This is a genomic window from Pseudomonas sp. LBUM1640, assembly GCF_059716225.1.
On sequence record NZ_CP166816.1, the window covers coordinates 5,677,735 to 5,690,848 of the forward strand.

11 protein-coding genes are annotated in these 13,114 nt (G+C 60.6%); 4 read left to right on the top strand and 7 right to left on the bottom strand.

The features are described from left to right. Positions 1-72: 72 nt before the first annotated feature. On the bottom strand, positions 73-840 hold the full coding sequence (locus ACA065_RS25140; protein ID WP_497691975.1) for a sulfite exporter TauE/SafE family protein: 768 nt from the start codon (positions 838-840) through the stop codon (positions 73-75). Between the two features lie 99 nt (positions 841-939). On the opposite strand from ACA065_RS25140, the gene ACA065_RS25145 reads away from it, so the two are divergent. The 4 genes from ACA065_RS25145 (at position 940) to leuA (ending at position 6,153) form a co-directional block, all read left to right on the top strand. Next, complete coding sequence (locus tag ACA065_RS25145) at positions 940-1,830, top strand: LysR family transcriptional regulator (protein ID WP_497691976.1); 891 nt, start codon at positions 940-942, stop codon at positions 1,828-1,830. A 10-nt stretch (positions 1,831-1,840) separates the two neighbouring features. Next, a complete protein-coding gene (gene xseA / locus ACA065_RS25150; protein ID WP_069551702.1) occupies positions 1,841-3,220 on the top strand; it encodes an exodeoxyribonuclease VII large subunit in 1,380 nt (459 codons plus the stop codon). Between the two features lie 3 nt (positions 3,221-3,223). Beyond that, a complete protein-coding gene (locus ACA065_RS25155; RefSeq protein ID WP_497691977.1) occupies positions 3,224-4,045 on the top strand; it encodes a peptidoglycan DD-metalloendopeptidase family protein in 822 nt (273 codons plus the stop codon). Positions 4,046-4,473: 428 nt separating this feature from the next. Next, on the top strand, positions 4,474-6,153 hold the full coding sequence (gene leuA / locus ACA065_RS25160; RefSeq protein ID WP_497691978.1) for a 2-isopropylmalate synthase: 1,680 nt from the start codon (positions 4,474-4,476) through the stop codon (positions 6,151-6,153). A 170-nt stretch (positions 6,154-6,323) separates the two neighbouring features. On the opposite strand, the gene ACA065_RS25165 is transcribed toward leuA, so the two are convergent. From ACA065_RS25165 to hisS, 6 genes are all read right to left on the bottom strand, one after another. Continuing rightward, entirely contained in the window at positions 6,324-7,115 is a 792-nt protein-coding gene (locus ACA065_RS25165; protein WP_497691979.1) for an amidohydrolase, read from the bottom strand. Then, positions 7,103-8,251, bottom strand: a complete 1,149-nt coding sequence (locus ACA065_RS25170) for a pyridoxal phosphate-dependent aminotransferase (protein ID WP_497691980.1) — start codon at positions 8,249-8,251, stop codon at positions 7,103-7,105. The genes ACA065_RS25165 and ACA065_RS25170 overlap by 13 nt, the downstream gene beginning before the upstream one ends. A 134-nt stretch (positions 8,252-8,385) precedes the next feature. Continuing rightward, positions 8,386-9,855 carry a ribosome biogenesis GTPase Der gene (der, locus tag ACA065_RS25175; RefSeq protein WP_122489126.1) on the bottom strand — a complete coding sequence of 490 codons (1,470 nt, stop codon included), beginning with the start codon at positions 9,853-9,855 and terminating at the stop codon, positions 8,386-8,388. 135 nt (positions 9,856-9,990) lie between these two features. After that, complete coding sequence (gene bamB / locus ACA065_RS25180) at positions 9,991-11,142, bottom strand: outer membrane protein assembly factor BamB (RefSeq protein WP_497691981.1); 1,152 nt, start codon at positions 11,140-11,142, stop codon at positions 9,991-9,993. Next, the gene (locus ACA065_RS25185; RefSeq protein WP_497695420.1) at positions 11,135-11,752 is read right to left on the bottom strand and encodes a tetratricopeptide repeat protein; all 618 of its coding nucleotides are present in this window, start codon (positions 11,750-11,752) and stop codon (positions 11,135-11,137) included. The genes bamB and ACA065_RS25185 overlap by 8 nt, the downstream gene beginning before the upstream one ends. Before the next feature lie 65 nt (positions 11,753-11,817). Continuing rightward, positions 11,818-13,107: a histidine--tRNA ligase gene (gene hisS / locus ACA065_RS25190; protein WP_497691982.1), complete on the bottom strand. Its 1,290-nt coding sequence runs from the start codon at positions 13,105-13,107 to the stop codon at positions 11,818-11,820. Between the last annotated feature and the right edge of the window lie 7 nt (positions 13,108-13,114).

Consider the following 13,114-nt stretch of genomic DNA (forward strand, 5'->3'; position numbering starts at 1 on the left):
GTCAAATTTGGGAGCGGGCTTGCTCGCGAAGAGGCCCTGAAGGCTGGCAGCTTAATCCCTGAAGAAATCAGGTCAAGTGCTCAAGTACCGCCCGATCAACGCAATGCCACTGGCCAACACCAACCACGTCACCAACCGCACAAAAGCCTCACGGGACATGCGCATCGTCAGCCTGCGCCCAACCCACAGCCCCAGGGCCATCGTCGGTAACAAGCACAGCGCCAACATCAACAGCGGCCAATCAGCGTATACCCCGGCAATCAGGAACAGGCTCAAGCGCACCACCGTGCTGCAACTGATCAACGCACTCTGGGTCGCGCGCGCCGCCTCTTTGGGCAAACGGCTGTTCAGATAGATCGCATATAAAAAGCCGCCGCTGCCAAACAGCGCACCAAACAAGCCGCCAACGGTGCCCATGGGAACCGACCAGCCCGCCGCCAACTGCGTCGGCCGCGCTGTCACCGCCAGGCTGTAAATCGCGTAGGCGCTGATAAACAGCCCCATCAGGAGTAGCAACAGGTCCGAATGCAGGTTAAGCAAAAACACCACGCCGAGCGTGCAGCCAATTGCCATGCACGGCAGCAATCGCAACAGCTCTGGTTTATTTACCTCCCGTCGCGATCGCAGCAAGTTGCCAAAGGCGGCGACAAAATCCAGCAACACCAGCAGCGGGATGATTTTCGACAACGGCATAAACACAATCAGAATCGGCCCCGCGACCAGCGCCGTACCAAAACCTGCGATACCAAACACGATGTACGCCACGACGATGCCTAGGCCAATCACCAGCCAATCAACGCCGCCAAACGACCCCTGACTCATCAGCTCAACCGGGTTCATGGGCACGTCCTTGAAAGAGATGGCCATCACTTTAGCTATCGGTGAGTGTTGCGACTAATATCTTCAAAGCCCTCCACCCATCTCGAAAAGGCATGACGCGTGATTTCCACTCGCCAACTGCGCTACTTCGTCGAAATCGCCGACAGTGGCAGCTTCAGCGCTGCGGCCGAGCGCTTATTTGTGGCGCAATCGGCCCTGAGCCGACAGATCAAAGAGCTGGAAAACCAGCTGCAAACGCCACTGTTCGAACGTACCGCGCGTCAACCTCGGCTGACGGCAGCCGGTGAGGCCTTTTATCCACGGGCGCGCAACCTGCTGAGTGAGTTGCTCAAGGCCAGCGAAATGGCCACGCAAGTCGGCAATGGCCAACTGGGCACGCTGCGCCTGAGCCATTCGAGCACCGTGCCGATGAGCGGGCACTTGCTGCAAGGCATCAGTACTTGGCTTGAGCGCTGCCCCGGCGTGTCGATGGATATCGTCAAACTGTCCTCCGAAGCGCAGCTTGAGGAGATTGCTGACGGTCGCCTGGAAGTCGGGCTGTTGCGCTTGCCGGTGTTGCGCCAACGTGAAGGCGTACGCGTGGTGCCTTTATACAGTGAGGCGTTGCTGCTGGCGGTGCCACCGAACCACCCGCTGGCACGCAGCAATACGCCGGTGGAACTGGCGCAACTCAAGGACGAAGCGTTTATCTCGATTCCCCATCCGCAACGCGGCGGCTTGAGCTATCTGTCAGCCGAGTTGTGCATGCGTGCAGGATTTTTCCCCAAGGCCGCGCGGGTGATGTCACGCAAGACCACGCAGCTGCAATTGATCCAGGCCGGCTTCGGTATTGCCTTGTTACCAAAATCCATGCAGGACATCGCCCCCGCCAACGTGCACTTTTTGCCCCTGGCCGACCCGGGCTGCCTCAGCACTGTGGCCTTGGCCTGCGCGCAAACGCCAAGCGCGCTGGTCGAGCAATTCTGCCAAACCTTGCACGAATGCCTATAAACTGCCGCCCATGATTAAAGATCCTTTTGCCCGTCTGGGCCTGGACCGCGAAGTCCTGACTGTCAGCCAGCTCAACGGCCGCGCGCGGGTGTTGCTGGAAGACGTGTTCACCAATATCTGGGTCGAAGGCGAAATCTCCAACCTCGCCCGCCCGGCCTCCGGCCATGTGTATTTCACCCTCAAGGACAGCGGCGCCCAGGTGCGTTGCGCGTTGTTCCGCAACAATGCCGCGCGGGTGCGCCAGGCGTTGAAGGATGGCTTGGCGGTCAAGGTGCGCGGCAAGGTCTCGCTGTTCGAGGGCCGTGGCGACTACCAGCTGATCCTCGACACCGTGGAGCCTGCCGGTGATGGCGCGCTGCGCCTGGCCTTCGATGCCTTGAAGGAAAAGCTCAGCGCCGAAGGCCTGTTCAGCGCCGAGCGCAAGGTGCCGCTGCCGGCGCACCCTCGGCGCATTGGCATTATCAGTTCGCCGACGGGCGCGGTAATCCGCGACATCATCAGCGTGTTCGGCCGCAGGGCGCCGAACGTTGAACTGACATTGATCCCTACGGCGGTCCAAGGCCGCGAAGCCGTGTCGCAGATTGTGCGCGCTCTAAAGCTGGCCGATGCGCGAGGTTTTGATGCGCTGATCCTGGCGCGTGGCGGTGGTTCGCTGGAAGACCTGTGGTGCTTCAATGAAGAAGCCGTGGCGCGCGCGGTAGATGCCTGTGTCACGCCGATCGTCAGCGCCGTCGGCCACGAAACCGATGTGTCGATCTGCGACTTCGTCGCCGACGTGCGCGCGCCTACACCCTCCGCTGCCGCCGAATTGCTCGCACCCGACGCCAGCCACTTGGTGCGCCAAGTCGAAAACCTGCACCGCCGCCTGGTGATGCTGATGCGCAATCGCCTCAGCCACGACCGGCTGCGCCTCGAAGGCATGGCCCGCCGCCTGCGCCACCCCGGCGAGCGCCTGCGCCAACAGGCCCAGCGCCTGGACGACCTGGACATGCGCATGCGCCGTGCCTTCGAGCGCAGCCTCAATACCCGCCGCGAGCGCCTGATCCGCCTGGAAACCCGCCTCGCCGGCCAACACCCCGGCCGCCAACTGGCCCTGCTCCGCCAACGCCTGGACAGCCTCGCCGAACGCCTGCCGCGTGCCATGCGCGAAGGCCTCAAGGCGCGTCGCCTGCAACTGCAAAGCCAGGTGCAGACGCTGCAGGTGGTCAGCCCGCTGGCGACCTTGGGCCGTGGCTACAGCATCTTGCTGGACGAACGCGGCCAGGCGATTCGCAATGCCGCGCAAACCCACACCGGCCAGCGCCTGACCGCGCGCCTCGGTGAAGGCCAATTGCAGGTTCGGGTGGAAGATAACCACCTGACGCCCGTCACCCTTTCGTTATTGGATTGATTGATGCCTCGTCTATTTAGCCTGCTGATGCTGATGTGCCTCACCTTCAACGCCCACGCCGACAGCTACATTACTCGGCTGCTGAACAAGCCGGTGCCGGGTGGCGTCGCCGTGGTCGACCTGGGTGCTTCAGCCACCGCGCCCAAGGCCACCTACCAGAATCGACCGGTATTAGTGGTCAAGGAACAGAACAATTGGCTGGCGATTGTCGGGATTCCGCTGACGGTTAATCCCGGCACCCAGCGCATCACCAGCGGCGGGCAAAGCCTGCCGTTTGTGGTGGGCTTCAAGAAATACCCCGAGCAGCACATCACCCTGAAAAACAAAAGCCAGGTGAACCCGGCCCCGGCGCAACTTAAACGCATCGAGGGCGAGCTGGCCGTGCAGCTCAAGGCTTACCGCAGTTTCAGCCCGAACACGCCGAGCAACCTGCTGTTGGACAAGCCGGTCAACGGGCCGCTGTCGAGCAAGTTTGGCGTGCGTCGGTTCTTTAACGGCGAGGAACGCAACCCCCATTCAGGCCTGGACTTCGCCGTCGGTGCCGGCACGCCGATCAAGACCCCTGCGGCGGGTAAGGTGATCCTGACCGGTAATTACTTTTTCAACGGCAACACCGTGTTCGTCGACCATGGCCAGGGCTTTATCAGCATGTTCTGCCATATGTCGAAGATCGACGTGAAGGTCGGTGACCAACTGCCACGCGGTGCCGTGGTGGGCAAGGTCGGTTCGACCGGCCGTGCGACGGGGCCGCATATGCATTGGAACATCAGCCTTAACGATGCGCGGGTCGACCCGGCGATCTTTATTGGCGCGTTCCAGCCCTGATATAAATATTGAACATACCGGCCTCATCGCGGGCAAGCCCGGCTCCCACAGGTGATCGCGATTCCCTGCGGGAGCAGGGCTTGCCCGCGATGGCGTCAGGTCTGCCAACACAATTGCGCCCCCAATAAAGGCCACGCAATTAAAAACAACTCTCAGCTAAAAACCCGCCATAAAATCTCGCACACCCGCCAGATAGCAGAACTTATCTCAATTTTTCTCGACTGCTTGCCATCTTTCACCTCTGCGGTTAGGGTTGAGCTTATGAAAACCTCTCACACCCTCATTCAGCTCCGCCAGCACCGCAGCCTGTGCCTTGTCAGCGCACGACTGCCAGGCTGAATCGATCTGCCTCGTCTCTACGCTTTATCCCTAAAAACAGTTCTACGGCAGGCCGCCTTTTCTCGGCCCCTACAACAAAGGATTTCCCGATGAGCATGCTCAAAGACCCGTCTTCGAAGTACCGCGCGTTCCCGACCATTGATATCCCGGACCGCACCTGGCCGTCGAAAAGCATCACCGAAGCGCCGATCTGGTGCAGCTCCGACCTGCGTGATGGCAACCAGTCGCTGATCGAGCCAATGGATGCGGTGAAAAAGCTGCGCTTCTGGAAGACCCTGGTTGCGGTGGGCGTGAAGGAAATCGAAGCCTCGTTCCCGGCCGCTTCGCAAACCGACTTCGACTTCGTGCGCACCCTGATCGAAGACAATCACATCCCCGCGGACACCACCATCCAGGTGCTGACCCAGGGCCGTGAAGACCTGATCGCACGCACGTTCGAATCCCTGCGCGGCGCCAAAAAGGCCATCGTGCACTTGTACAACGCCACCTCGCCGAGCTTCCGCCGCATCGTCTTCAACCAGGACAAAGACGGCATCAAGGCCATCGCGGTCAACGCGGCCAAGCTGTTCGTCAAGTACGCCGCCCAGCAGCCGGAAACCCAGTGGACCTTCGAATACTCCCCGGAGACCTTCAGCGCGACTGAGCTGGAGTTCGCCAAGGAAGTCTGTGACGCGGTGATCGAGGTGTGGAACCCGACGCCTGAGCACAAGATGATCCTCAACCTGCCAGCCACGGTTGAATGCGCTACGCCGAACATCTATGCCGACCAGATCGAGTGGTTCGGTCGCCATATCAACCGTCGTGACAGCGTGATCATCAGCCTGCACACCCACAACGACCGCGGCACCGGCGTGGCCGCCACCGAGTTGGGCCTGATGGCAGGCGCCGACCGTGTCGAAGGCTGCCTGTTCGGCAATGGCGAGCGTACCGGTAACGTCGACCTGGTCACCGTGGCACTGAACATGTACACCCAGGGCCTCGACCCGCAGCTGGACTTCTCGGATATCGACGGCGTGCGCAAAGTCGTCGAGGAGTGCAACCAGATCCAGGTGCACCCACGTCACCCGTACGTTGGCGACCTGGTGCACACCGCGTTCTCCGGCTCGCACCAGGACGCGATCCGCAAAGGCTTTACCCAGCAGAAAGCCGACGCGCTGTGGGAAGTGCCGTACTTGCCGATCGACCCGGCCGACATCGGCCGCAGCTACGAGGCAGTGATTCGCGTGAACAGCCAGTCGGGCAAAGGCGGCATCGCCTACCTGCTGGAGCAGGAATACGACATCAGCCTGCCACGCCGCATGCAGATCGAGTTCAGCCAAGTGGTACAGGCTGAAACCGACCGCGTGGGCCTGGAGATGACTGCACCGCAGATCTACGCCTTGCTGCAGCGTGAATACCTGCAAGCCAACACGCCTTACGCGCTGGTCAGCCATCGCCTGCAGGAAGAGAACGGCAACAGCTTTGTCGAGGTGGAAGTCTCGGGCAAGGGCCAGGGCGAAACCAACCTGCACTGGAAAGGCAAAGGCAACGGCGCCCTGGAAGCACTGGTGGCTGGCCTGCCGATTGGCGTGGAAATCATGGACTACAACGAACATGCCATCGGTGCGGGCACCAACGCCAAGGCGGCGGCCTATATTGAACTGCGCGTGAACGGCGAGCGCCCGGTGCATGGCGTGGGCATTGATGAAAACATCACCACGGCGAGCTTCAAGGCGCTGTTCAGTGCGCTGAACCGTTCGTTGAGCCAGTTGGAAGCGAAAGCGGCGTAAGCTGATTCGCAGCAATGCAAAAGGCCCCTGGGCGAGAACTCAGGGGCTTTTTTGTTGGGCGCAAGATTTGTGTTGTCAGTAAGCGCCTCTTCGCGGGCAAGCCCGCTCCCACATTTTGATTTGTGAACACAACTAAATGTGGGAGCGGGCTTGCTCGCGAAGGCGGTGTATCAGACGAACTCAAAGCGATCGGCATCCAAATTCGCCGGAAACTTGCTGCGATACGCCGCCAGCTCAGCGGCCTCCAGGCACACTTGAAACACCCCATCCGCCTCCCCTGCACTCAGCAAAGTCTCACCCTGGAAATCCAGCACCTGGCTGTCCCCGGTGTAGGCAAAGCCTTTGCCATCGGTGCCCACCCGATTCACCGCCGCCACGTAGCACAGGTTCTCGATGGCTCGCGCCGGCAATAAACGGTTCCAATGATGGCGCCGCGCCCCCGGCCAGTTGGCCGTGTACAGCAGCAAGTCAGTGTCCTGGGCATCACGGCTCCACACCGGAAAGCGCAGGTCGTAGCAAATCAACGGCCGAATGCGCCAGCCCTTCAGTTCGAACTGCACCTGACGCTCGCCCGGTGTGTAGTGGTCGTGCTCGCCCGCCATCCGGAACAGGTGGCGCTTGTCGTAATGCAACACCTCGCCGTCCGGCCGCGCCCACAGCAAGCGGTTGCGATGGCTGCCGTCGGCGGCCTGGATAATCACGCTGCCGGTGATTACCGCGTCGTACTTCGCCGCCTGGGCCTGTAGCCACTCATGGGTGGGGCCATGTTCACGCTCGGCAAGCGTGGCCGACTCCATCGAGAACCCGGTGGTAAACATCTCCGGCAATACGATCAGATCGGCGCCTTTGGCCTGCTCCAGCAGCAATTCAAAATGTTCGAGGTTGGCTTGACGGTCATGCCACACCAGGCTGGTCTGGACCAAGGCGATGTTCAGGTCGGGTAATGCACTCAGATCACGCATAGTTTTTCCGCCGCTTGTTGCAGCGTCTCCTCGCGTTTGGCAAAGCACAAGCGCACCAGGCGCTGGCCTTGGGGTGGGTTCTGGTAGAACACCGAGACCGGGATCGTCGCCACGCCGTGTTCGCGAGTCATCCACAGTGACATGGCGACGTCATCCAGGTCCGGGCGAATTTGTGAGTAATCCACCAGTTGGAAGTAAGTACCGGCCACCCGAGTAAAACTGAAACGCGACGGCGCCAGCAAGTCGCAGAACAGGTCGCGCTTGGCCTGGTAAAAGGCCGGCAGTTCTTCAACATGTTCCGGGTGTTCGGCCATGAAGTCCGCCAAAGCGTACTGCAAAGGGGTCACGCCGCAGAAGTTGACATATTGATGCACCTTACGCAGTTCGGCGGTGAGCGCCGGTGGCGCGACCACATAGCCGGTTTTCCAGCCGGTGACGTGGTAAGTCTTGCCGAAGGAGCTGACCACAAACGCACGCTGATACAGCTCTTCGTGGGCCAGCACGCTGACGTGAGGCACGCCGTCGAACACCAGGTGTTCGTAAACCTCATCACTGACCAAGTAAATGTCGCGGTCGCGGATCAGTTCGGCCAACTGGTCCAGCTCGGCGCGGCTGATCAGTGCGCCCGTCGGGTTGTGTGGGGAGTTCAGGATGATCATGCGCGTGCGCGGCGAGAGTGCGGCCTTGATCTTTTCAAAGTCCAGCGCAAAACCTTGCAGGCTCAGTTGCACATGCACGCAGCGGCCACCGGCCAGCTCGACGGAGGGCTCGTAGCTGTCGTAGCAGGGATCGAAGACGATGACTTCGTCGCCATTGCCAATCACCGCCTGGATCGCGCAGAAAATCGCCTCGGTGGCGCCAGGGGTAATGGTCACCTCGCTGTCAGCATTCACCGTGGCGCCATAGCTGCGGGCGATCTTGGCCGCCACTTGTTGGCGCAGCACAGGCAGGCCGGTCATCGGCGCGTACTGGTTATGACCGAGGGCGATATGTTTGCCCACCGCATCAAGCAACGCCTGAGGGCCATTGAAATCGGGAAAGCCTTGGGACAGGTTGAGCGCGCCGGTCTCGGCAGCGAGTTGCGACATGGTGGTGAAAATAGTGGTGCCGACATTCGGCAGCTTACTGGTGATCATCGGAGGCCCCTGCAGGTGAGCCCCAAGTTTTAAGCTGCGGGCTGCATGGGGTCAAGGCACAAACCGTCGCGCACAAAAAAGGGCTCCAAAGGAGCCCTCTCTTGCAGCATGTAGCTTACAACTGGAAGCGGCGCTTATTTCTTGTCGCGGCGCTTCTTGTCGGCCTTCTTGTGGTGAGTCATCAAACGACGCTTCTTGTTCACCTGACGGTCAGTCAAGGTGTTCTTGTTGCCTTCGTATGGGTTCTCGCCACCTTTGAACTCGATACGGATCGGCGTACCGACCAGTTTCAAGACACGGCGGTAGGTGTTTTCCAGGTAACGCACATAGGACTTTGGCACCTTCTCGATCTGGTTACCGTGGATCACGATAATCGGCGGGTTGGCACCACCCAAGTGGGCGTAACGCAGCTTGATGCGGCGGTTGTTGACCATCGGCGGTGCGTGCTCGCCGACTGCGTCTTCGAGGATCTGGGTCAGACGGTTGGTCGGCCAGCGGGTGACCGCAGACTTGAACGAGTTCTGTACGGAGGCGTAGAGGTTGCCTACACCAGTGCCGTGCAGTGCCGAAATAAAGTGAATGTCGGCGAATTCGACGAAGAACAGGCGGCGTTGCAGCTCGATCTTGACGAAATCGCGCTCGCTCGGCGTCATGCCGTCCCACTTGTTGATCGCAATCACCAGGGCGCGACCGGCTTCCAGGGCAAAGCCCAGCAAGTTGAGGTCGTGGTCCACCACGCCTTCGCGGGCGTCCATCACGAAGATCACTACGTTGGCGTCTTTGATCGCCTGCAGGGTTTTGACCACCGAGAACTTTTCAACTTCCTCGTGGATCTTGCCGCGCTTGCGCACACCCGCGGTGTCGATCAGCGTGTACTTCTCGTCGTTACGCTCGAACGGGATGTAGATGCTGTCGCGGGTAGTGCCGGGCTGGTCATACACGATGACCCGATCTTCACCGAGCATGCGGTTGACCAGGGTCGACTTGCCGACGTTCGGGCGGCCGATGATGGCGATCTTGATACCGTCTTTTTCGCTCGGGCCAGGAATGCGCTTGGCTTCCTCGCCTTCGGCGACGATCTCTTCCTCGCCCTCTTCTTCCTCGGCGTCATCCTTGGGGAAGTCGCGCAGGGCGATTTCCAGCATTTGGGTGATGCCGCGACCGTGAGCACCGGCGACCGGGATCGCGTCGCCCAGGCCCATCGGGCTGAATTCGGCGCGGGCCGCTTCAGGATCGATGTTGTCGATCTTGTTGGCGATCAAATAGGAACGCTTGTTGCGCTTGCGCAGGTGCTCGCCAATCATCTGGTCGGCAGCGGTGTAGCCCGCGCGGGCATCCACCAGGAACAACACAACATCGGCTTCTTCGATAGCGAGCAGCGACTGCTCGGCCATCTTTTCGTCCATGCCATGCTCGTCACCGGAGATACCACCGGTGTCGACAATAATGTAGGAGCGCCCTTGCCACTTTGCCTCACCGTATTGGCGATCACGGGTCAGACCGGACAAGTCGCCGACGATGGCGTCGCGAGTCCTGGTCAGGCGGTTGAACAAGGTGGACTTGCCGACGTTAGGTCGGCCCACCAGGGCGATTACGGGAACCATGCGGCTCTCCACTTCGTTATTTCAGAAAATACAAAAGCCGCTGCAAGGCAGCGGCTGGTGCTCGGGGCAGCATATTCAAATGCCGCATGCCCCGCCGAAGCGGGGCCGCCTGGGTTTTACCCCAAGCATAGTTCTTTACTTGATGGTCAGGGCTTCCAGCTTGCCGCTGTTGCCAAACACGTAAAGCATGTTACCCACAACCAGCGGACGGGCACGCAGGCCGTCGCTGTCGATACGCTCGCGACCGACAAAACGACCGTCCACCTGGCTCAGCAGATGCAGGTAACCTTCGAAGTCACCTACCGCTACGTAGCTGGAGAACACTTCCGGTGCCGACAGCTGACGGCGGGCCAGGGAGTCGTTGCTCCACAGTGCAGTGGTGGAACGCTCGTCGACACTTTCAACGGTGCCGGACGCCAGGCTTACGTAGACGCTGCCAAACCCTTGGGCGACACCGGCATAGCTGGAAGCATCACGCTGCCAGTTGATGCGGCCGCTTTGCAGGTCCAGCGCAGCAACGCGGCCCTGATAGGTGGCCACATAAATGGTTTCGCCCGACAGCAGCAAGCCACCGTCGATGTCCACAACGCGGTCCAGTTCGGAACGACCTTGAGGGATGGCCACACGGGTTTCCCAGGCCGGAACGCCGTTCTGGGTATCCAGGGCGACCACTTTACCGGTCGACAGGCCTGCAACGGCCAGGTTATTGGTCACAATCGGACCACTGGTGCCGCGCAGGGTCAACACCGCAGGGGTGCTGTCGTACAACCAGCGCTGGTTGCCGGTGGCGGCATCCAGGCCAATCACACGGTCATCCTGGGTCTGCACCACGACGATATCGCCGTTGGTGGCAGGCGCCGAGAGCACTTCACTGGTGACGCGAGCGCGCCATTTCTCTTCACCCGTTGCCGAGTCCAGAGCAACCACGTCGCCTTTGAGCGTACCCACCAGCACCATGCCGTAGCCGACACCCACGCCACCGGAAACCGGCAGCTCGAGGTCTTTCTTCCACTTAACGTCGCCATTCATGCGATCCATGGCAATGATCACGCCAGTGGAGTCAGTGGCCACGATGTTGTCGCCATCGATCGCTGGCTGCAACAGGTTGTACAGGTCGCCCTGGCCATCACCCACGGAGCGGCTCCACTGCTTTTGCAGGACCACTTCTTCCTTGAAGCTGGTCAGCTCGGCAGGAGGCAGTTCTTTTTTACTGTTGCTGCTGCAACCCGCGGCCAGAACGGCCAGAGCCAGCAATGCTGCATGTTTCCAACGGATCACGTCACGCATCCCCTTTGGCCAAGTCGTCCAGCTTGATTTGTAAGCCACCGACCGCCGCTTCATCAGACAGCGCCGCCTTGGCTTTTTGGTACGCAGCATAGGCTTCATCGGTACGACCCAATTGGACCAACAGGTCGCCCTTGAGCTCTTCACGAGTGGCCACAAATGCCTTGTCAGCATCGCCGTCGAGCAGTTTGAGTGCTTCGTCAGCCTTATTCTGTGCCGCCAATACCTGCGCCAGGCGCTGACGTGCGATTTCACCCAGGGTCGGGTTGGTCGGCTTGTCGGCGATGGCCTTCAGTTCGGTAGCGGCATCATCCAGCTTGCCGGTGTCGACCGCTACTTTCGCGACGAACAGGCTGCCGTATTGGGCGTAGGTGCTACCGCCGAATTCGCTTTTCAGCTTGCCGGCCAGGTCCGCCACTTGGGCAGGATCAGGCTTGCCGTCCGGCGTCAGCGTGGTTTCCAGCAATTGCTGATAGAGGATCGAGGCGCCTTGGGACTGGTTGGCCTGATACTTGTGCCAGGCTTGCCAGCCGAACACCACCACTAAAGCCAGCAGACCGCCGGTAACCAGGGGTTTGCCGTTACGCTGCCACCAGTCCTTGAACTCGGCCATCTGCTCATCATCAGTACTCGACACCCCAATACTCCTTAATCGCTAAATTCGGCTGTTCGACAGCTTCAACCCTGCACGACGCAGGTGGCCAAGTGCGCGGCGAGCGCATCAAAGGCAATGTTCTGTTGCTCGCCCTGGCCACGCAGGGGTTTGAAACCTATCACTTGCTGGGCCAGTTCGTCATCGCCGAGGATCAGTGCATACAGCGCACCGCTCTTGTCGGCCTTCTTGAACTGGCTCTTGAAGCTGCCGGCGCCGGCATTGATCTGCAGACGCAGGTTTGGCAGTTGGTCGCGCACTTTCTCGCTCAGGGCCAGGGCTGCCAGTTCGGCGGCCTCGCCAAAGGCGCACAGGTACACATCCACCTGACGGGAAATTTCTTCCGGGACCTGCTCCAGGGTTTCCAGCAGCAGGATCAGCCGCTCGATGCCCATGGCAAAACCCACGCCCGTGGTCGGCTTGCCGCCCATTTGCTCGACCAGGCCGTCGTAACGGCCACCGGCACACACGGTGCCTTGGGCGCCGAGTTTGTCGGTGACCCACTCGAACACGGTCTTGCTGTAGTAATCGAGGCCGCGTACCAGCTTCGGGTTGATCACGTACGGAATGCCGGCCGCATCCAGACGAGCCTTCAGGCCCTCGAAGTGGATACGCGATTCGTCGTCCAGGTAGTCGGCCATTTTCGGCGCGTCGACCAATACGGCTTGGGTGCCGGCGTTCTTGGTATCAAGCACGCGCAACGGGTTGGTCTTCAGACGGCGCTGGCTGTCTTCGTCCAACTTGTCGAGGTGGGCGGACAGGTACTCGACCAGGGCAACGCGATAGCGGCCACGGGATTCACTGGTGCCCAGGCTGTTGAGTTCAAGCTTGACCGCGTCGCGGATGCCCAGCAGGCCCCACAGGCGCCAGGTCAGCACGATCAGCTCGGCGTCGATGTCCGGGCCGTCGAGGTTGAACACCTCCAGGCCGATCTGGTGAAACTGGCGATAACGGCCTTTCTGTGGACGCTCGTGGCGGAACATCGGGCCGATGTACCACAATTTTTGCGGCTGGCCACCACCGGTGAGGCCATGCTCGAGCACGGCGCGCACGCACGCGGCAGTACCTTCCGGACGCAGGGTCAGGGAGTCGCCGTTGCGGTCCTCAAAGGTGTACATCTCTTTTTCGACGATGTCGGTCACTTCACCGATGGAGCGCTTGAACAGCTCGGTGAACTCGACGATCGGCATGCGGATCTGCTTGTAACCGTAGTTATCCAGCAGGCGCGCGACCGTGCTCTCGAAGTAGCGCCACAGTGGCGTCTGCTCCGGCAGGATGTCGTTCATGCCACGAATGGCTTGCAGAGACTTGCTCACATCTAAT